The sequence below is a fragment of the Sphingopyxis sp. C-1 genome, from assembly GCF_001047015.1.
Taxonomy (GTDB): Bacteria; Pseudomonadota; Alphaproteobacteria; order Sphingomonadales; family Sphingomonadaceae; genus Sphingopyxis.
Map to the genome: position 1 here is coordinate 349,881 of NZ_BBRO01000001.1, position 20,623 is coordinate 370,503.

The 20,623-nt window shown below is 64.5% G+C and carries 19 protein-coding genes; 14 read left to right on the forward strand and 5 right to left on the reverse strand.

The features are described from left to right. Nucleotides 1-35: 35 nt before the first annotated feature. The 3 genes from SC1_RS01455 to SC1_RS21735 form a co-directional block, all read right to left on the reverse strand. The gene (locus tag SC1_RS01455) at nt 36-500 is read right to left on the reverse strand and encodes a Fur family transcriptional regulator (protein WP_062176607.1); all 465 of its coding nucleotides are present in this window, start codon (nt 498-500) and stop codon (nt 36-38) included. A 103-nt stretch (nt 501-603) separates the two neighbouring features. Next, nucleotides 604-1,038, reverse strand: coding sequence for a MerC domain-containing protein (locus tag SC1_RS01460; RefSeq protein ID WP_083435616.1), 435 nt, complete (start codon nt 1,036-1,038; stop codon nt 604-606). A gap of 61 nt (nt 1,039-1,099) precedes the next feature. Then, nucleotides 1,100-1,501 (reverse strand): hypothetical protein, encoded by a 402-nt coding sequence (locus SC1_RS21735; RefSeq protein ID WP_152682258.1) that lies wholly within the window; start codon nt 1,499-1,501, stop codon nt 1,100-1,102. Between SC1_RS21735 and SC1_RS01470 the strand changes: the two genes are divergently transcribed. After that, nucleotides 1,494-2,591 (forward strand): glycosyltransferase, encoded by a 1,098-nt coding sequence (locus SC1_RS01470; protein ID WP_062176614.1) that lies wholly within the window; start codon nt 1,494-1,496, stop codon nt 2,589-2,591. The genes SC1_RS21735 and SC1_RS01470 overlap by 8 nt on opposite strands. An 8-nt stretch (nt 2,592-2,599) precedes the next feature. Here SC1_RS01470 and SC1_RS01475 read toward each other — a convergent pair whose 3' ends face one another. Further along, complete coding sequence (locus SC1_RS01475) at nt 2,600-4,270, reverse strand: AMP-binding protein (RefSeq protein WP_062176616.1); 1,671 nt, start codon at nt 4,268-4,270, stop codon at nt 2,600-2,602. Between the two features lie 135 nt (nt 4,271-4,405). Between SC1_RS01475 and SC1_RS01480 the strand changes: the two genes are divergently transcribed. The 6 genes from SC1_RS01480 (at nt 4,406) to SC1_RS01505 (ending at nt 10,791) form a co-directional block, all read left to right on the forward strand. Further along, on the forward strand, nt 4,406-4,942 hold the full coding sequence (locus SC1_RS01480; protein WP_062176619.1) for a hypothetical protein: 537 nt from the start codon (nt 4,406-4,408) through the stop codon (nt 4,940-4,942). Between the two features lie 38 nt (nt 4,943-4,980). Next, complete coding sequence (gene pabB, locus SC1_RS01485) at nt 4,981-6,813, forward strand: aminodeoxychorismate synthase component I (RefSeq protein ID WP_062176623.1); 1,833 nt, start codon at nt 4,981-4,983, stop codon at nt 6,811-6,813. A gap of 129 nt (nt 6,814-6,942) precedes the next feature. Next, nucleotides 6,943-8,154 (forward strand): pyridoxal phosphate-dependent aminotransferase, encoded by a 1,212-nt coding sequence (locus SC1_RS01490; RefSeq protein WP_062176627.1) that lies wholly within the window; start codon nt 6,943-6,945, stop codon nt 8,152-8,154. 352 nt (nt 8,155-8,506) lie between these two features. Then, entirely contained in the window at nt 8,507-9,187 is a 681-nt protein-coding gene (gene msrA / locus SC1_RS01495; protein WP_062183351.1) for a peptide-methionine (S)-S-oxide reductase MsrA, read from the forward strand. Between the two features lie 141 nt (nt 9,188-9,328). After that, nucleotides 9,329-10,474 (forward strand): serine hydrolase, encoded by a 1,146-nt coding sequence (locus SC1_RS01500; RefSeq protein WP_062176630.1) that lies wholly within the window; start codon nt 9,329-9,331, stop codon nt 10,472-10,474. A 5-nt stretch (nt 10,475-10,479) separates the two neighbouring features. After that, entirely contained in the window at nt 10,480-10,791 is a 312-nt protein-coding gene (locus SC1_RS01505; protein ID WP_062176633.1) for a hypothetical protein, read from the forward strand. A gap of 3 nt (nt 10,792-10,794) precedes the next feature. Here the strand turns inward: SC1_RS01505 and SC1_RS22520 are convergent, their stop codons facing one another. Continuing rightward, nucleotides 10,795-11,925 (reverse strand): M23 family metallopeptidase, encoded by a 1,131-nt coding sequence (locus SC1_RS22520; protein ID WP_083435618.1) that lies wholly within the window; start codon nt 11,923-11,925, stop codon nt 10,795-10,797. 209 nt (nt 11,926-12,134) lie between these two features. Between SC1_RS22520 and sucC the strand changes: the two genes are divergently transcribed. From sucC to SC1_RS01545, 7 genes are all read left to right on the forward strand, one after another. Further along, nucleotides 12,135-13,340, forward strand: coding sequence for an ADP-forming succinate--CoA ligase subunit beta (gene sucC / locus SC1_RS01515; RefSeq protein ID WP_062176639.1), 1,206 nt, complete (start codon nt 12,135-12,137; stop codon nt 13,338-13,340). A 234-nt stretch (nt 13,341-13,574) separates the two neighbouring features. Then, a complete protein-coding gene (locus SC1_RS01520; protein ID WP_062176642.1) occupies nt 13,575-14,324 on the forward strand; it encodes an electron transfer flavoprotein subunit beta/FixA family protein in 750 nt (249 codons plus the stop codon). A gap of 112 nt (nt 14,325-14,436) precedes the next feature. Further along, the gene (locus SC1_RS01525) at nt 14,437-15,369 is read left to right on the forward strand and encodes an electron transfer flavoprotein subunit alpha/FixB family protein (protein ID WP_062176645.1); all 933 of its coding nucleotides are present in this window, start codon (nt 14,437-14,439) and stop codon (nt 15,367-15,369) included. 6 nt (nt 15,370-15,375) lie between these two features. Beyond that, on the forward strand, nt 15,376-16,722 hold the full coding sequence (locus tag SC1_RS01530) for a DUF389 domain-containing protein (RefSeq protein ID WP_062176648.1): 1,347 nt from the start codon (nt 15,376-15,378) through the stop codon (nt 16,720-16,722). Nucleotides 16,723-16,817: 95 nt separating this feature from the next. Next, complete coding sequence (locus tag SC1_RS01535; RefSeq protein WP_062176651.1) at nt 16,818-18,098, forward strand: serine hydrolase; 1,281 nt, start codon at nt 16,818-16,820, stop codon at nt 18,096-18,098. A gap of 54 nt (nt 18,099-18,152) precedes the next feature. Next, nucleotides 18,153-19,148 carry a cupin-like domain-containing protein gene (locus SC1_RS01540; RefSeq protein ID WP_062176655.1) on the forward strand — a complete coding sequence of 332 codons (996 nt, stop codon included), beginning with the start codon at nt 18,153-18,155 and terminating at the stop codon, nt 19,146-19,148. Nucleotides 19,149-19,271: 123 nt separating this feature from the next. Next, the gene (locus SC1_RS01545) at nt 19,272-20,615 is read left to right on the forward strand and encodes a phosphotransferase family protein (RefSeq protein ID WP_062176658.1); all 1,344 of its coding nucleotides are present in this window, start codon (nt 19,272-19,274) and stop codon (nt 20,613-20,615) included. Nucleotides 20,616-20,623 lie beyond the last annotated feature (8 nt).

The following is a 20,623-nucleotide window of genomic DNA, read 5'->3' on the forward strand; positions in this document are numbered from 1 at the left end:
CGCGCAGACCCTCCTGCAGAAAGTGTTCGCTTAGCCTATTGGCACTCGGCGCATTTGCCGCGCACTTCGATCACCGGGCGTTCGGCGGCAAAGCCCGTCGCTTCGGCTGCGGCGCGGACGCCGCCCGAAATCTTGTCATTGTCGACATGCACCGCGCTGCCGCACGTGTCGCAGATCAGGAAGATGCAGTCGTGGAGGCAGCCTGGGTGGCTGTTCGCGACAAAGGCATTGGCGCTTTCGACGCGGCGGACGAGGTTGTTCGCAACGAACAGATCGAGGATGCGATAGACGCTGTTCGGCGCGACGCGCTTGCCGCGCTTTTGCGATACGATGTCGGCAATTTCATAGGCGCTGGCGGGTTTGCCGATTTCGGCGACGGCGTCGAAAATCTCGGCGCGCATATCGGTCCATGCTTCGCCCGCGCCTTCGAGCGCGGTCTGCGCCGCCTTGGCGAGCGAGGCGCCGCTGGCCTCGACGTGCGGATGATCATGCTTGCCCATTGGCGTTTCCTCATGCGTGGGAAATCCCGCGCTAACTATCGTCCCAATGTAGGCTGTTTGCCCGTCCCCCGCAAGCGGCGGACCGGCCCGTATCGGTGAGCCGTCAGTGCCGCGCGCGGCGGTTGAGGTCGTGACCGAGCGCAACGACCGCGACGCCGATCATCGTCGCGAGAACTTCGCTGCCGTCGTGCGGCCGCGACAGCGCGCCCGCCATCATGCCGAGCCCGAAGCTGCCGACCGCGAACGGCATCATATAACCATGGCTCAGCACGCCCGAAACGAGCGTGATCAGCGCAAAGCCGATCGCGACGATCAGCCCGATCTCGTGGAACAGATGGTTTTCGAGAAACACCCCGCCGACCGAAGCGATCGAGGCGAAAAAGATCGTCGTTGCAAGGCAGTGGACCAGGCACAGGCCCGACAGGCCCATCGCGAGCTGGTCGCCGCTGAGTGACGTCAGCGGACGCGAATCGCGCGCAGCCCGAATCAGCGCGCCGAGACGCGTCAGTGCAGGGGCATGGCTGGCGACATGGGTCACCCGATTCTCCGTTCAACGACTATGGCCTCTGATATGGCATAACATGACCTAGGTTACAATATTACATTGTCCGATTGTCGTTCAGCGCGTCGCCGCCGCGGCGCTCCTCCGGACTTGATCGCTTTCCCTTTTCGCTTTGTCGTGCGTCACGATCGATCGACGTCAGCGGCGGCGGCCATGTCCCGGTGATGGATTGCGTCGATAACGACGCAGTTTTGTAGCAATCTCTCTTCAATAGATCGCCGATCAAAAGCGCGGTTTTCATCATCAGCTCAATCCCATTCGCATCCTTTCTCCATGCAGGCGTGGTGGCTGTCTGTCCGAGTGCGTCTTTGATAGTTGTAACTGTAGAAGGTGTTGCGGACGTTGAAGAGGCGGGAAGCTGGACGCATATTCGCTGGCGCGGTTGATTGTGCCCGCCGAAAAGGCCGGGGAAACTATAGGCGTGCAGGGTGATGCGCATCCTTGTCGTCACCCATAGCCTTGCGACGGGCGGCACCGACCGTGTTGCCGTCCATCTGGCCAACGGTTTTGCTCAGCGCTTTGAAACCGTGCTGCTCAACGTGCAAAAGCCGGTGCCCGAGGCACGGCTGCTCGACATGATCGATCCCTCTGTGCGGCGCGTGTCGTTGGAGCGAGAAAAGAAATCGCGCGCACTCGATCTGCTGACGTCGGTTTTCGATTTTGTGTCCGAGGTGCGGCGATTGAAGCCGGATCTGATTTTGGCTTCGGGCAACAACAACAGTCTGTTTTCTGCGTTGGGGCACGTGGCAAATCCCAACCGGGGCAGGCGGTTTGCGGTGAAGATCACGAACCCGATCATCCGCGAAAAAGACCGATGGTTCAAACGCGCTTTCCGCTCGGCCCTCTATCGCCTTGTCCTTGGCCGATGCTCGCATATTCTTGCTCTTTCGCAGGGCGAGGCGCTGCGGCTTACCGAGCTGTACCCGGACCTGTCGGGCAACATAAGGGTCGTACAAAATCCTTATGTTACCGACGCTATGGTCGATTTGTGCGCGAAGCGTGAGGCGGCAACCACAAGACGTACCTTTCTGGCCATAGGGCGTCTGCATCACCAGAAAAACCTGTCGTTGATGCTGGACGCATGGGCGCAGGCGAATTTGGCGAGCGCCCGGTTGCAAATAGCCGGGGAGGGTCCGCTGCGCGATCAGTTGGTGGCGCAGGCGGAAGCATTGGGCATTGCCGGATCGGTGGATTTCCTTGGTTATCGGCCCAATATCACTGAGTATTTGAGCGGAGCACATTGTCTGTTGCTATCGTCGGATTACGAAGGACTGCCCGCCGTGGTCCTGGAGGCGTTGGCCGCGGGTTGTCCGGTCATTTCGACGGACTGTTTCCCAAGCGCCGTTGAAATGCTGGGCAATATGCCGGGCTGCAAAGTGGTGCCGCCCCGGGATTCCGGCTCACTGGCCGCGGCCATTTGTGAAAGTGCGGGCAGTCATGCCGGCGACCGTGCATTCCTGCAGGAAAGGGCCGCTCCCTATCGCATAGGAAACGCGATCGAGAGCCACATCGGCGCTTTGACGGGGTAAGGCTGCGGTCAGGCCGCGCTCTCCTCCGCGCGCAACGCCTTCCTGTCCAGCTTGCCGATCATCGTCTTGGGCAGGTTCAGTCGCACCTCGACAGCGATCACCCGTTCGTGCTTGCCGAGTTGGGGATTGAGCCATGCGGCCAGTGCTTCACCGCTGACCTGGAAACCGTCCTCCAGCGTGACGAACGCCTTGGGCGCCTCGCCCCGATAGGAATCGGGAACGCCGAGCACGATCGCTTCCTTCACCGCCGGATGTTCGTGGAGATGGGCCTCGATCACGCTTGGATACACTTTGAACCCGCCGACCGCGATCATGTCCTTCAACCGGTCGACGATGCGGATATAGCCGTCGGCCTCGACCACCGCGACGTCGCCGGTCCGCAGCCAGCCGTCGTCGGTGAAGCTGTCCTTGTCTGCTTCGGCGCGGTTCCAATAACCCTGCATGATCTGCGGCCCCTTCACCGCAAGTTCCCCAGGCTCGCCATCGGGCGCGTCCTTCGACGGGTCTTCCTTGTCGAGCAGGCGGATATGCGTCGCGGGAATCGGCTGGCCGATGGTGCCGGGCTGGACGGGGCCTTCATAAGGGTTGGTCGCGACCACGCCCGAACTTTCGGTAAGGCCATAGCCTTCGACAAGCGACGCGCCGGTCGCCGCGACGAATTTCTCGCGCAGCTCGGCGGGCATCGGCGCGCCGCCCGAAATGCAGATGCGCAGCGAAGAGAAGTCGGTCTTTGCGAGGTCGGGATGGTCGAGCAGCGCCTGATACATCGTCGGCACGCCGGGGAGCGCGGTCGTCTTTGTCCGCGTGATTGCCTCCAGCGCCTGCTTCGCATCGAAACGCGGGAGCATGGTGATCGTGCCGCCGTTCAGGATCGTGCGGTTGAGGACGCAGGTGTTCGCGAAGACGTGGAAAAAGGGCAGCACGCCGAGGATGCGGTCGGCGGCATCATGGTCGGGATCGATCGCATTCACCTGCCGCGCGTTGGCGGTCAGATTCTGGTGCGTCAGCTTTGCGCCCTTTGGCGTGCCGGTGGTCCCGCCGGTATATTGGATCAGCGCGATATCCTTTTCGGCGTCGATCGCGACGGGGTCGGGCTTGCCGTCATTGTCGGTGAGTGCCGAGAAGCGGATCACGCGCGGGTCCGCGGGCATCGCGGCGACTTCGCTCCGCTTGAACAGGCGATAGAGGATGGATTTGGCGGACGGCAATCCGCCGGCGACCGACCCGACGACGAGCTGCTTGAGGCTGGATCCGTCGAGCACCTTGAGTGCGGTGGGGAGCAGCGCCGCCGCGCTGATCGTGAACAGCGTCTCGGTGCCCGAATCCTCGACCTGCGCCTCCAGTTCGGCGACCGTATAGAGCGGCGAGAAATTGACCACCGTCGCCCCGGCGGCGAGCGCGCCATAATAGGCCGCGACATAATGCGGGACGTTGGGGAGGAACAGGCCGACGCGGCTGCCCTTGCCGATGCCGCGCTGTTGCAGGCCGCGCGCGACGCGCGCGACGCCGGTCGCAACCTCGGCATAGCCGAACTGGCGGCCGAGGAAGTCGAGCATCGGCGCATCGCCTTTTCGCGCAACGCTGGCGGCCAGCATGTCGGGCAGCGACAGCGGCGCAAACTCCTGATCCCATGCCGTGGGGTGGCGATAATCGGTCGACCAGGAAAAGCGGCTGTCCATCGGGGGCTGGGATCCTCTCAATATTGCAAGGTTTCCTTACACTAGGGTCAGTAAGCATCGATTTGCAACCGGCTCGCTTGCGGCGCCGCGACGCGGCGGCTAGGCAAGGCCATCGTCATCGCAGGGGGTTCCGCCATGTTGCAACTGTCATCGCGCGTCGCTGTGGCGCTCGTCATTCTCGCCGGCACCGCCGCCGTTCCGGTGGTCGCGAAGGACAAGTCGCCCGCGGTGCCGCCGACGCAGATCCGCGAACTTTATGCTTGCCGCGACATTGCCGATCCGACGGCGCGGCTCGCCTGTTTCGACCGCGAGGTCGGCGAACTGTCGGCGGCCGATCAGGCGCGCGAGATCGTCTTTACCGACAAGGAAACCGCAAAGGAGACGCGGCGCGGGCTGTTCGGCTTTTCCTTCCCCAAGCTCGGCGGCATTTTTGGCGGCGAGGAGGATGCGATCAAGGAAATCGAAACGACGATCCGCACGGTCAGCACCGACCGGTCGGGCAAATATATCCTCGGCATGGAGGATGATTCGGTGTGGATACAGATCGATACCACCCATTTGCCGCGACAGCCCAAGACGGGGCAGAAGGCCAAGATCCGGGTTGCGACGATGGGCAGCTATTTTGCCACGATCGAGGGCGGCCGCGCGATCCGCATGAAGCGCGACCGCTGAACGCGGCGGTCGCGTGATCGGCCCCATGTGAGATAGTGATGGCGGACGACAACGCGATTCCGGCTTTGGGGACCGACTGCCCGCCCTTTGTGCTGCTCGACGATGCGCGGGTGCACGGCGCGGCGGCGGCGCGGCTGTTCGTCGATCCGGTCGATATCCTGTCCGCCGCAACGGCGGCCGAGGTCCCGGCGCTTCTGACGGCGCTCGAAGCGGCGCAGGCGCGCGGGCTGCACGCGGCCGGATATCTTGCCTATGAAGCCGGCAGGGGGTTGGCGCCCGCATGGCGCGGCGCGGCGGAAGGCGGCGCGGGCGACGCGCCGCTGGGATGGTTCGGGCTGTTTCGCGGCGTGGAGCGGATCGAAGCCGATGAGGTTTCGGCGCGGCTCCCCGATCCGGCGTCGGCGTGGGTCGGCGCAGTGGCGCCGCGGGTGGCGCGCGCCGACTATATCGCCGCGGTCGAGCGGGTCCTCGCCTATATTCGCGCGGGCGATATCTATCAGGCGAACCTGACCTTTCGTGCCGATGTCCCGGTGCTCGGCGATCCGCTCGCGATCTATGCGAGGCTGCGGCAGACGGCGCGCGCGGGCTATGGCGGCTTCATCTGGACCGGCGACCGGGCGATCGCGTCGCTGTCGCCCGAACTTTTTTTCGCGCTGCGCGACGGGCACGTCATGGCGCGGCCGATGAAGGGGACCGCGGCGCGGCTTGCCGATCCCGCGGCCGATGCGGACGCGGCGCGCGCGCTGGCCGAAGACCCGAAGCAGCGCGCCGAAAATCTGATGATCGTCGACCTGATCCGCAACGACCTGTCGCGCGTCGCCTTGCCGGGATCGGTCGCGGTGCCCGACCTGTTCCGTGTCGAAAGCTTCCCGACGATCCATCAACTCGTATCGGACGTCAGTGCGCGGTTGCCCGGCGGTGCGGGCGCGGTCGACGTGCTGCGTGCGGCCTTTCCATGCGGTTCGATCACCGGTGCGCCCAAAGTCCGCGCGATGGAGATTATCGACGAGCTCGAGGCGGAGCCGCGCGGCGTCTATACGGGATCGATCGGCTTCATCGAAGCGGGGGGCGACGCGGCGTTCAATGTCGCGATCAGGACTTTGGTGTTACCGCAAAGCGGCTTGCGCGATAATCCGCCTTGCGCCACGCTGGGACTGGGCTCCGGAATCGTCGCCGACAGCGAACCGGCTGAAGAATGGCGCGAATGTCTGGCCAAGGGGGAATTTGTGGGCGCAGCCGGGGAAAGTTTCGACCTTATCGAAACGATGTTTTTCGATCCGGTGGATGGTGTTCAGCGGCTTGAGGGGCATCTGGCGCGGATGAAGGCGAGCGCCGCGGCGCTGGGCTTTGTGTTCGATCGCCACGGTGCGCGTAACAGCCTGCAATCGGCGACTTTTCGCCTGCGCAATGCCGCGCGCGTGCGGATGCGGCTTGCGCCGTCGGGCGCGCTCGCGATCGAGGTGTCGCCGCTGCCGCGGCTTGCCGAACTGCCGGTGCCCGTCGCGATATGCCCGGCGCCGATGGCTGCGGACGACTTCCGCCTGACGCACAAGACCAGCCTGCGCGCCGCCTATGACAGCGCGCGGCGGGAAAGCGGCGCCGCCGAAGTCGTCTTCATCGACGAGCCCGGGTTCGTCACCGAGGGGAGCTGGAGCAATATCTTCGTCGAGCGCGGCGGCCAATTGCTCACCCCGCCGCTCGCGCTCGGGCTGCTTCCTGGCGTGCTGCGCGCCGAACTGATCGACAAGGGGCGCGCGGTCGAATCGCACCTGCGCCTCGCCGATCTGGAGAGCGGATTCTTTATCGGAAATTCGCTGCGCGGATTGATCCCGGCACGGCTGGCGGACGCTGCGGCATCCTCGATAGGCTGACCTGCGCGCCCGCATAGGTAAATTATCTACCAGCGCGCTTGCGAATATCGATCAGAGGCTCTAGGCGCGGCCCCGCGCAATTTCCTGTCATTTTGCAGCCCGACCGCGCAAGCCACGGAAGATATCGTCATGTCGCTGAAGCCCCATGTCTCCGCCGCCCTCAACCGCATCCAGCCGTCGGCGACGCTCGCGATGACCGCGCGCGTTTCGGCGCTGAAAGCCGCGGGCGTCGACGTCATCGGCCTTTCGGCGGGCGAGCCCGATTTCGACACGCCCGACTTCGTCAAGGAAGCGGCGATCGAGGCGATCCGGAACGGCCAGACCAAATATACGCTGGTCGACGGGACGGTGGCGCTGAAGGAAGCGATCCGCGGCAAGTTCCGCCGCGACAACGGGCTCGAATTCGGGCTCGACCAGATTTCGGTCAATGTCGGCGGCAAGCACACGCTGTTCAATGCGCTGGTCGCGACCGTCGATCCGGGCGACGAGGTGATCATCCCCGCGCCCTATTGGGTGAGCTATCCCGACATCGTCGCCTTCGCGGGCGGCACGCCGGTGATCATCGAGGGGACCGCGGCGCAGAATTACAAGATCACGCCGGCGCAGCTCGACGCCGCGATCACGCCGAAGACGCGCTGGGTGATGTTCAACTCGCCGTCGAACCCGTCGGGCGCCGCCTATTCGGGCGAAGAACTCGACGCGATCGGCGAGGTGATCCGCCGTCACCCGCATGTGATGGTGATGACCGACGACATGTACGAGCATGTCTGGTACGCCGATTTCGAATTCTCGACGATCGCGCAGCGCTGCCCTGACCTCATCGACCGCATCCTGACGGTGAATGGCTGTTCGAAAGCCTATGCGATGACCGGCTGGCGCATCGGCTATGCCGGCGGTCCCGCATGGATCATCAAGGCGATGGGCAAGCTGCAGTCGCAGTCGACGTCGAACCCCTGTTCGATCGCGCAGGCGGCCGCTGCCGCCGCGCTCGGCGGGCCGCAGCAGTTCCTCGACGATCGCAACGCCGCATTCCGCAAGCGCCGCGACATGGTCGTCGCGATGCTCAACGACGCGCCCGGCCTCAACTGTCCCGTCCCCGACGGCGCTTTCTATGTCTATCCCGACGCGTCGGGCTGCATCGGCAAGAAGACCCCCGACGGCAAGCTGATCGACAGCGACGAGGCGCTGATCGACTATTTCCTCGACAGCGCCAAGGTTGCAGCGGTGCACGGCGGCGCCTTTGGCCTGTCGCCCGCGTTTCGCGTTTCCTATGCGACGTCGGAAGCGGTGCTGAAGGAAGCATGCGTGCGCATCCAGCAGGCGTGCGCCGCGCTCAGCTGACATGTTTTCGGTACAAAATAATCTGCGCAAGATTATTTTGTACCGATCGGTCTTGTAATCCCGATTGCGGAGCCTATTTGAACCTGAACGGCGGTTAACCGCCCGGTTCACCGGATGGTAAGTCATTTCCTTTAAGGGTGACTGCCATCACTGCACGGCTGGTCGGGGCGCTCCATATCGTCGGTGTAACCAATGCGGTCTCGGCCGCGAACTGACAGATATGAAAAAAAGAGGCCCATATGCTCTCCATGCTTCGCTCCGACTGGTTTCTGACCATGCTCGCAGGTTTCGCGATTGGCGCGACCTACATCGTCCTCAATCAGCCGGCGCTTCCGATCCCCGCGTGACGCCGCTGCGACGCAGCCTGTCGCTTCGCGCCGTCACGGCGCTGGTCGCAGGCGCGATCGTCGCGCAATGCGCCCCGGCGCAGGCCGAAAGCGCCGTAAAACTGCCCGCCGCACTCGTCGATCCCGTCGTCAATTCCAAGCGCGCAACCGCGGTGCTTGCGGGCGGGTGTTTCTGGGGCGTCGAGGGCGTCTTTTCCAACGTCAAAGGCGTGATTTCGGTCGAATCGGGCTATCATGGCGGCAGCGCCGCGACCGCCCGATACGAACTCACCCACGACGGCAAGTCGGGCCATGCCGAGGCGGTGCGCATCGTCTATGACCCGTCGCAGGTCAGCTATGGCAGTCTGCTTCGCATTCTCTTTTCGGTCGTCGCCGACCCCACGCTGAAAAATCGTCAGGGTCCCGATACAGGCTCGCAATATCGCGCGGCGATCGTTCCGCTCGACGCCGCGCAGCGCCAGGTCGCCACCGCCTATCTGGCGCAGATCGGCGGCGGGAAATATTTTGCCAAGCCGATCGTCGTGCCGGTCGAGGCCTATAAACGCTTCTACCCCGCCGAGGCGAACCATCAGGATTTCATGCGCCGCAATCCATCGAACGGCTATATCCTGCGCTGGGACGCGCCCAAGCTTGCGGCGCTCAAGCGACTCTATCCTGACATGGTACGCGCCCGGCCTGCTCCCTGAAATCTGCCGGGTTCCCGCCATTGGTCGCGGTAGAAGAATCATTCACCGCAAATCGCTGGCCCGCCCCGGACGCCTGCGAGACGAGGAAAATGCCCGAGAGGGGTCGGGTATATATAAAGTAGTCGCAAGTGCGGGGTTAGAATGAAGTTCAGCTTTTCCGGCAGGCCGCTCCTCGCCACGTCGATGGGCGCAGCGGTGCTCGCAGGCTGCGTCAGCAGCGCCGCGATCGTGCCGCAGCCGCGAACGCAGCCGCAAACGGCGGTGCGTAGTCCCTCTGGTGCCGTCACCGTGCCGATCGGCCAGCCGGTGCGATCGACCATGCCGCGCCCCGCCGGGCCAGCCGATCCCGGATTTCGCCGCGCGCCCGCCGGTCTTCAGGACCGCATCTTTGAATTGTGGAAAGCCTTTCCCGGCAAGACCGGCATCGCGGTCCAGCGCATCGACGGCGAATGGGCGCTGGCGCAGCGGGGCGGCGACCTGTTCCCGCAGCAAAGCGTGTCCAAGCTTTGGGTGACGCTGACCGTGCTCGACGCGGTCGATCAGGGGCGCATCAAGATGGACCAGCGCGTCCGCATCGGGCCCGAGGATTTGGTGGTCTTTCACCAGCCGCTCGCGGCACGCGTGCGGGCTGAGGGTTCGGTTACGATGAGTGTCCGTGACCTGATCGAGACCGCGATCACCCACAGCGACAATCTTGCGAATGACAGCTTGCTGCGCACCGTCGGCGGTCCCAGTGCCGTGCGTAGCTTCATCGCGAAAAAGGATCTGGGTTCGATTCGCTTTGGCCCCGGCGAACGAATGCTCCAGGCGGGGACAGCCGGACTGACCTGGCAGCAGAGCTATTCGGTAGGCCGCAATTTCGAGAGCGCGCGTGCGGCGCTGCCCGCCGCAGCGCGTCAGACCGCGATGAACAATTATCTCGCAAATCCAGTCGATGGCGCCAGCCCCGCGGCGATCGCGAGCGCCCTGACGCGGCTTGCGCGCGGCACGTTGCTTTCGCCCGAATCGACCGAATATCTGCAAGGCGTGATGAGCCGGACGAAGAGCGGGCCCCGGCGCCTCAAGGCCGGGCTGCCGCCGGGCTGGCAGTTCATGCACAAGACCGGCACCGGACAGAATCTGGGCGGCATGACCGCCGGATACAACGATATCGGCATCGCGACGGCGCCCGACGGCACCCGCTATGCGATCGTCGTGATGATGGGCAGCACGACCGCGGGCATCCCCGCGCGCATGGCGCTGATGCAGTCGGTCTCGTCGGCGGTCGCCGAATATCACGGAAGGTAATCCCGATGAAATTTGCTGTCCTGCCGCTGGCGCTGCTGTCGCTCGCGCTCGCGGGCTGTGCGACGCCCGAGACGCGGCTGCGCACCGGCCTCAACAACGCCGGCCTGTCGAAAGCGATGTCGGCGTGCATGGCCGAGCGCATGGTCGACCGGCTGTCGCTGCTCCAGCTCCGCCGCCTGTCGGCGCTCGGCAGCCTCAAGGACAAGCGCGTCACCGACCTGACGCTCGATCAGTTCTTCCACAAGGTCCGCGCGCTCAAGGATCCGGAAATCCTGACCGTCTCGACCAGCTCGGCGGCGCTCTGCGCGCTGCGCTAGGTCTCAGTCGCCCGGAAAGCGGACGACGAGGTTCGGCGGCGGAAAACTGTCACGCACTGTTTCGGAGCGGTCGGTAGGCGGCCATGTCTCGCCGCGGAAAAAATCGCCGATCGCCCCATATTGTCCCAGCCGCGTGAGCGAGGCAAAGAGATAGGGCTGGCCCTCGGCGCCGAGGATCGACGCGCGGTCGGCGAGATGAAAATGCAGGTGCGGCGCGCTCGCCTGTCCGGTGAAGCCGAGAAAGCCGACGACTTGCCCCGCCTTGACTCGATCTCCCACCTTGACCGGTGCGCCCTGCTTCAGATGCTCATAGGTCGCGATGCGCCCGCCGCCGATATCGAGCATGAGATAATTGCCGCTCGCATCGGCGATAGTGGGGTTCGCACGGCCCTTGACCGCCGCCGGATCGGGCACGTCGTCGCGCACCCCGACGACCGTGCCGTCGGCGACCGCGAGCACCGCGGCACCGAAGCCATAATGGTTCGCGGGAACATTGGCGTCGCCCGCCGACAGCTTGCCGCCCGTGTCGACCTTCATGAAATCGATCGCGAAGCGGCCAGGCAAGGTCGCCGTTCCCTCGGTGGCGTAGAAGACCCGCCGGTGGCCGCGCTCCATGCCGGGATCATAGACCGCGACCCACGGCCCACCACGCAGCGGCGGCGACAGGCGGGGGAGGGGTGCCGAGGCCAATGATGCCGTGCCGCCCGAAATCGTGAAGCTGGCGCCATCGGCGCCGACCTTGCCGAGCGTCAGTTCGTGCGAAATGGCGCCGCGCGGCAGGCCGGCGGTGACGGGGGCGTTAATGTAAAGGACGGCTCGGCGCCCCGGCGGAACAATCCGCGCATCGGCCTCGGCCGGGCCGACGAGCCCGATCGCTTTCGCCAGTTCGTCACCGTCATAGGTTTTGAGCGGTGTTCCCGTGCTGCCCGCCTTCACGACAAGCCGGTCCAGCCGCAGCGGCAGGCTGGCAAAATTGGTAAGATGCAGTTCGTAGATGAGCTGGTCGGCGGTGCCGATCCGGACAAGATCGGGCGCCTCGACGACCCGGATGTCGAGCGCCTGATTGGTCTGCGCCGTCGCCGCAGCGGGGCAGACAAGCGCCAGAAACGCCAAAACCGGAACTTTTATCTGCATCTTCCACGGCTCCCCTCATCCTGATCCCCGGCGCCGCCCGATTATCAGCTTGGGTCGGGGCCGTCATCCCGAAGACGGACCGATTGGCTGAAAGCCTTTGCCGCGGACAAGAATATCTGGGGACCCCGGGGGTAGCGTTGCGCGCGAACTTGTGCTTATGCGGCGCCAAACTTCTCCCCGCTCCAGAGTCGAAAGGCCCGGCAGACCTCATGAACATCCACGAATATCAGGCGAAAGAACTGCTCGCGAAATTTGGCGTCGCTGTCCCCAAGGGCATCGCCGCGATGAGCGTCGAGGAAGCCGTCGCCGCGGCAAAGCAGCTCCCCGGGCCGCTCTATGTCGTGAAATCGCAGATCCACGCCGGTGGCCGCGGCAAGGGCAAGTTCAAGGAACTGGGCCCCGACGCGAAGGGCGGTGTCCGCCTCGCCAAGACGATCGAAGAGGTCGAAGCGCACGCCAAGGACATGCTCGGCAACACGCTGGTGACGATTCAGACCGGTGAAGCCGGCAAGCAGGTCAACCGTCTCTACATCACCGACGGTGCCGACATTAAGCAGGAATTCTATCTCGCTTTGCTCGTCGATCGCGGTTCGAGCCGGGTCGCGGTCGTTGCGTCGACCGAAGGCGGCATGGACATTGAAACCGTCGCGCACGACACGCCGGAAAAGATCCACACGATCACCATCGACCCCGCGACGGGCCTGCAGCCGCATCATGGCCGCAGCGTTGCCGCAGCACTGGGGCTGTCCGGTGACCTCGCCAAGCAGGCCGCGAAGGTTCTTGCAGGCCTTTATGCCGCATTCCTCGGCACCGATGCCGAACAGATCGAAATCAACCCGCTGGCCGTCTGCGAAGGCGCGAACGGCGACGAACTGCTCGTCCTCGACGCCAAGGTGGCATTCGACGGCAATGCGATGTTCCGCCACAAGGACCTCGCCGAGCTGCGCGACCTCACCGAAGAAGATCCGGCCGAAGTCGAAGCGTCGGAATATGACCTTGCCTACATCAAGCTCGACGGCAACATCGGCTGCATGGTCAATGGCGCCGGCCTTGCGATGTCGACGATGGACATCATCAAGCTCAACGGCGAATTTCCCGCGAACTTCCTCGACGTCGGTGGCGGCGCTTCGAAGGAAAAGGTCACCGCGGCGTTCAAGATCATTCTGAAGGATCCCGCCGTAAAGGGCATCCTCGTCAACATCTTTGGCGGCATCATGAAGTGCGACATCATCGCCGACGGCATCGTCGCCGCGGCGAAGGAAGTGAATCTGTCGGTGCCGCTCGTCGTCCGCCTCGAAGGCACGAACGTCCAGCAGGGCAAGGACATCCTCGCCAATTCGGGTCTGCCGATCGTTGCGGCAAATGATCTCGGCGACGCAGCAAAGAAGATCGTCGCCGAAGTTCGCGCGGCTTAAGGTAATTGCCTCTCTCCTGAGGGGAGAGGCAGCGAGACTTGGCAGCTTGCTGCCTGGTCGCAGCGGTGAGGGCGGCAACGTCCGTACCCTCACCAAGTCCGACTAGGTCCTTGCGGACCAAGTCTCCCTATCCTCTCCCCCAAGGGGAGAGGAACGAAGGGACTGCTGGTTGACGTTTACGTAAACGCCAATTATGGCGCAGTGCACAATTTTTCGAGAGGAGCTGTCGAAGCTATGAAAATCCTCGTCCCCGTTAAACGGGTGCTCGATTACAACGTGAAGCCGCGGGTCAAATCCGACGGCACCGGCGTTGACCTGGCCAATGTCAAAATGTCGATGAACCCGTTCGACGAGATCGGTGTCGAAGAAGCGATCCGCCTGAAGGAAAAGGGCGTCGCGACCGAGATCGTCGCGGTTTCCGTTGGCCCCGCAAAGGCGCAGGAAACGCTCCGCACTGCGCTCGCGATGGGCGCCGACCGCGCGATCCTCGTCCAGACCGACGACGAAGTCGAACCGCTCGCGCTCGCCAAGATCTTCAAGGCGATTGCCGATGCCGAACAGCCGGGTCTCGTGATCCTCGGCAAGCAGGCGATTGACGGCGACAACAACCAGACCGGCCAGATGCTCGCAGCCCTCACCGGCTGGGCGCAGGGCACCTTCGCCAGCGCCGTGAACGTCGAAGGCGATCATGTCAGCGTGACGCGCGAAGTCGACGGCGGCCTTGAAACGGTGAAGCTCAAGCTTCCCGCAATCGTCACCACCGACCTTCGTCTGAACGAGCCGCGCTATGCGTCGCTGCCGAACATCATGAAGGCCAAGTCGAAGCCGCTCGATACCAAGACCCCCGCCGATTACGGCGTCGACACCGCGCCGCGCGTGAAGACGGTCAAGGTTTCGGAACCGCCCGTGCGCTCGGCCGGCGTCAAGGTCGCCGATGTCGATGAACTGGTTGCCAAGCTGAAAGCGATTGGCGTCCATAGCTGATTTCTACCCCCGTTCGTGTCGAGCGAAGTCGAGACACCCATCGGACAGCGCAAGATCGAGAGGCATCTCGACTTCGCTCGATGCGAACGGGAAGGGTTGAAGGAACAAACTTATGAAAACTCTGGTTTGGGTCGAACATGACGGCAAGGCCGTCAAGGACGCCACGCTCGCGGTGGTCACGGCCGCATCGAAGCTTGGCGAAGTTCACCTGCTCGTCGCCGGTTCGGGCGTCGACGCGGTTGCCAAGGAAGCCGCGCAGATCGCCGGCGTCGGCAAGGTGCATGTCGCTGACAACGCCGCTTTCGGTCACAATCTGCCCGAAAACATCGCGCCGCTCGTCGCCGAACTGATGGCATCGCATGACGCGTTCCTCGCGCCCGCGACGACCACCGGCAAGAATGTCGCGCCGCGCGTCGCCGCGCTGCTCGACGTGATGCAGATTTCGGAAATCCTGTCGGTCGAGGGTCCGAAGACCTTCACGCGCCCGATCTATGCCGGCAACGCGATCGCGACCGTCGAATCGTCGGATGCGAAGCTGGTCCTCACCGTTCGCGGCACCGCGTTCGACAAGGCCGCAACCTCGGGTGGTTCGGGTACGGTCGAAGCCGTCGTCGGTAGCGGCAGCGACGCCGGTATCTCGAGCTTCGTCGGCGCCGAAATCGCCAAGCAGGATCGCCCCGAACTGACCTCGGCGAAGATCATCGTCTCGGGTGGCCGCGCGCTCGGTTCGAGCGAGAAATACCAGGAAGTGATCGTCCCGCTTGCCGACAAGCTCGGCGCCGCGCTCGGTGCTTCGCGCGCCGCGGTCGATGCGGGCTATGTCCCCAACGACTATCAGGTCGGCCAGACCGGCAAGATCGTCGCGCCGCAGGTCTATTTCGCAATCGGCATCTCGGGCGCGATCCAGCATCTCGCCGGCATGAAGGATTCGAAGACGATCGTCGCGATCAACAAGGACGAAGACGCCCCGATCTTCCAGATCGCCGACTTCGGCCTGGTCGCCGATCTGTTCAACGCCGTTCCGGACCTGACGGCCAAGATCTGATCCGCCGTGGCCGGCGATCATCCCGGTGTGCCCGGTCTCGGTGAAACGCCGTTCAACGCGGGCGGACGCCGGGCGACGCGCGCCGGACCCGACGATCATAACGACGAAGCGGCCGTGGGCGATGCTCACGGCCGCTCGTTGATTCTGGCGAGCGTCGCGCGCGATGCCCGCCTCGACACCAAATTTCTGCTGCTTGTCGTCATGGCGACCGCGATTGCGACACTTGGGTTGCTGCAAAGCTCGGCACCGGTCGTGATCGGTGCGATGCTCGTATCGCCGCTGCTCGGACCGATCATGGGAATCGGCTTTGGCCTCGCGACGATCGAGAGCAATCTGATCAAGCGTTCGCTCGTTACGCTTGCTGCGGGCACACTGGTCGCCATCATCATCGCGGCCCTCATCATCTGGCTGTCGCCGATCAAGGACGTCACGCCCGAAATTCGTGCCCGGACCCAGCCGACGCTGATCGACCTTGGCGTCGCGGTGGTCGGCGGCATCGCCGGCGTCTATGCGATCTTGCGCAAATTATCGGGGGTGATGGTCGGCGTCGCGATCGCGACGGCGCTGCTGCCGCCGCTTTCGACCGTCGCCTTCGGGCTCGTCACCGGCCGGCCCGATTTCGCGATGGGCGGCGGCCTTCTATTCCTGACCAACACACTCGCGATCGCTTTTTCGGTGACGATCGTCGCGCGGCTCAACAAATTCGGCCCCTCGCTGACGCCGCAGCACACAGCGATGCAGGTCGTCGGGATCGTCGCGACGCTCGGCATATTGTCGATCCCGCTCGCGATCTCGTTCAACAATATCGTTCGCGAAATTCGCGCGCGCACCGCGGTTCAGTCCGAACTTCGGGCCCTGCTTGGCGATGGCGACCAGATCGACAGCCTCAATGTGCGGCTGGAGGGCGATGCGATCGAGATCGACGGCGTTGTGCTCGTCGATCGCTACGCGGGGCAGCTCAACCGGGAGCTAGAGGCCAAAGTCCGCGGGGATCTCGATCGCGACGTTCGCGTCAATCTCGCGCAGCTTCGGAAACAGACCAATGCCGCCGCGCAGCTTGAGGAGCGGCTCAGCAGCCGCATCGCGACGCTCGAACAGCGCGAGGAGGAAAGCCGCGCGATCCTGTCGAGCTTGACCGTCGGCGACTTGCTGCCGCGCGGCCAACTACTGATCGATGCGCAGGCCCGCCGCGTGATCGTCCAGCGCGACCGGGAGGCGGAGGGCGAACAGGTCGCGGCGGCGATTGACCGGATCATGGCGTCGGTGCAGGCGGGCTACCCGCAATGGTTGATCCAGAACGGCAGTCTGACAGCCGCCAAGGCTCCTGTCGCGGAAGCTGCGGCGACCGAATAGAGCTCTCGCAGACCTATTCGGGTTGACCTGTCCGGCCCGATACCATGTGATGTACCCCGATCCCGGGCGAACGGCCGGGACAGGGGAGAGACGATATGCGCGGCACGCGACTGGCTCTGGCGATGATGATGGCATGTGCAGGTTCGGCCGCGGTCGCGCCGCCGCTGCTGGCGCGGACCGCGCCTGACGCAGTGCTGAAAATCGACAAGGCGCGGATCGATGCGGTGCTGAAGGCGATGATCGCCGACGGCCGCGCCGCCGGGACTTCGGCGCTGATCTGGCAGGACGGGCGCGAGGTCTATTTCGGCAGTGCGGGCATGGCCGATCGCGACGCAAAGCGCCCGATGCGCCGCGACACGATCGCGCAAATCTATTCGATGACCAAGCCCGTCACCGGCGTCGCGCTGATGCAGCTTTGGGAACAGGGCAAATTCCGCCTCGACGATCCGCTGTCGCAATATCTGCCCGAATATGCCGATATGCGCGTCTATGCGGGCAAGGATGCGGCGGGGCAGCCGGGCTATATCGCCGCCGAGCGTCCGATCACGGTGCGCGACATCATGCGCCATACTGCTGGCTTTGCCTATGGCGCGGGGCCGACGCCCGCGCACGAAGCTTATGTCGCCGCCGATCCGCTCGCGCTGACGATCCCGCTGGCCGAAACGAGCAGGCGCCTCGCGCGCGTGCCGTTGCTGTTCCAGCCGGGCAGGCAATGGGAATATAGCATCGCGGTCGATGTGCAGGCGGCGCTCGTCGAGAAGCTGTCGGGCGAGCGCTTCGCCGATTATGTCCGCGCCCATATCTTCGAACCGCTGAAGATGACCGAGACCGCCTGGCGCCAGCCCGATGCGCGTCTGCCGCGCTTTGCCGCGATGAATGTCAACAAGGACGGCAAGCTCGTTCAGCAAGCGGCGGCCGAGGCGCAGACGCTGAACTTTCGCGATCATGCGCTGACCCCGGGCGGTTTCGGGCTCGCCTCGACGCTCGACGATTATCAGCGGTTCGCGCGGATGCTGCTGAACAGGGGCGCGCTCGACGGCGTGCGCATCCTCAAACCCTCGACGGTGGAACTGATGTCGACCGACCAGCTCGATCCTGCGATAACCGAACGCGCGTGGCTTCCCGGCAAGGGGGCGGTCGGCTTTGGCTTCGACTTTGCGGTGCGCAAATCGCCGCCGCAGACGCGCGAGGAAAACCGCGGTGCGGTCGGCGAGTTTTTCTGGGATGGCGCCGCCTCGACTTTGTTCTGGGTCGATCCCGCGAACCGGCTCACCGCGGTCTTCTTCGTCCAGACGATGCCCTATGACGGCACGCTCCACCGCGACTTCCGCGCCGCGGTCTATGGGCTGGACTATAAGGGGCCGACGGGGGATTAGGCTGTCATCCTTTTGTCATCTGGATGTCCTTGAGCGGGCCGAGGAGTTTTTTACATGCCCCAGCCCGACAAACGCGCCCTGCTTGCAGAAGGCCTCGCCGCCGGTGACGAAGATGCCGCGCTGCATGCGCGGCTCGTCGCCGCAGGCGTGTCGGCCGCCGCCGCGAAATATGAAGTCGACCGGTTGGCCAAGGACCCGATGGCGGCGATGCTGCGCCGGCAGGCGGCGCGCATGGCGAAACAGCGCTGGCTGCTCGCCAATCAGGATCGGCTGGCGCGCGAGGGCGAGGGCGGCTTCGCGCTCGATACGCTCGATGCGCCCGACTCCGGTCATTTCTATCGCCATCATTATGAAGTGAACCGCCCGGCGAAGCTCAGCGGCATCATCGATCACTGGCCGGCGCTGACGCGCTGGTCGCTCGATCATTTTACAGAGGTCGCGGGGGACGCCGTCGTCGAGGCGCAGGTCGAGCGTGACCGCAGTCCCGATTATGAACTCGCAAAGGACGATCACCGCCGCCTTGTCCGCTTCGCCGAACTGATCGACTGGCTGCGCAAGGACGAAGCGAGCAACGACATCTATCTCACCGCCTATAACAGCGGCACCAATGCTGCGGCACTGGCGCCCTTGTGGGACGATATGGCGCCGATCGCCCTGCTCGACGACACGCGGCAGCGCGACGGCTTTTTCTGGCTGGGGCCAAAGGGCACGCTGACCCCCTGGCATCATGATCTCACCAACAATCTGCTCGTCCAGGTGATGGGGCGCAAGCGCGTGCGCATGGCGCCGCCCTGGGCGTTCGACCGCATGAAGAACAGCCGCCACTGTTTTTCCGATTGGACGAATGACGCGCTGCCCGCAGGCCCCGGCGACGCCGACACCCCGCCGATCCTCGAAACGGTCATCGGCCCCGGCGAGGCGATTTTCCTGCCCGTCGGCTGGTGGCATCAGGTCGAGGCGCTCGACCTGTCGGCAAGCATGAGCTTCACCAGCTTTCGCCGCTCGAACGCGCATGTCGATGATTATGCCTCTTACGGGGCGCTCGACTGATTCCGTTCTGCCGCGAATCGCGCCGCTCCGGCGTTGCGGCATTATTTGGCATTTCCTGCGATTGCGCCGACCCGGATGCGATTACGGCTTGCGGCCGTCAAAAATCCTTAGCATCATTAAGTAATGATCGATCTCGCCGCACCGCTTTCCGCCTTCATGACCCGCGTCGCTCGCCCCGGCGCCCTTTCGGGACTCGCCCGCCTGTCGGGCGGGGCGAATATGGAAAGCTGGGCGTTCGACTGGGGCGAGGCGGAGCAGGTGGATCGCTATGTGCTGCGCCGCGCGCCGTCGGCGGACTATATGGAAGGTCGGCCCTATGGCCATGCCGACGAGGCGGCGCTGGTGATCGCGGCGCATGATGCCGGGGTAAAGGCGCCCGAAGTCGTCGGCGTGCTGGAGCCGGGCGACGGCATGGGCACCGGCTATGTGATGCGGCGCGTGATCGCCGAAGTGAGCCCGGCGAAGATTCTTGCGGACCCGCCGCCGTCGCTGCTCGCCGACCTGGGGCGCGAGCTTGCGCGCATCCACGCGATCCCGGCCGGCACGATCCCAGCGGCGATCCCGCTGATGGACACGGCCGAGGCACTGGCCGAACTCAAGGCCCGCTTTCTGTCGTACGGCGGCGACCGGCCGGCGATCGCGCTCGCGATCAAATGGTGCGAGGATCATCTGCCCGAACCGGCGATGCCTGTGCTGGTCCATGGCGATTATCGGATGGGCAATGTGATGGTCGACGGTGAGGGCCTGGCCGCCGTGCTCGACTGGGAACTTGCGCATCGCGGTGACGCGCATGAAGATCTGGCGTTTGGCTGCATGACCGTGTGGCGCTTTGGGCGGCTCGACAAGCCCGCGTTCGGGGTCGGCAGCATCGACGATTATTTCGCGGCCTATGAAGCGGCGGGCGGAGCGAAGGTCGACCGCGGCCGCTTTCGTTTCTGGCTCGTCTATCGGACCTTGTGGTGGGCGCTCGGCTGTTTGCAGATGGGGCAGATGTGGCGGAACGGCGCCGACCGGACGGTCGAGCGCGTCGTGATCGGCCGGCGCACCGCCGAGCAGGAGCTTGATCTGCTCTTGCTGCTCGAAGCCGAAGCGCCGGAAGTGGAGCGCGATCGGCCGCTGCCGCCATCGCCGGATGCCGCACCGGCGCCGGTGGGCGAGCCGACGAATGCCGAGATGGTGCAGGCGGTGCGCGACTGGATCGAGGCATCGATCAAACCGAAAGCGGAGGGCCATGCCAAGTTTGAGGCGGTGGTCGCGATGAACGCGCTCGGGATCATATTGCGCGATCTCGACGCTGGCGTGCGCGCCGAGGATGCCGTGCTGTCGGCGGCTCTGCTGTCGGGAGCGACGACGCTCGCCGAGCCGGGGCTGCTTGCAAAGCTGCGGCGTGTCCTGCTCGACAAATGCGCGATCGACAGCCCCAAATATGCTGCGCTCGGCGCGGCGCGCGCGGCGTGGCGCGGATAGAAGATAAA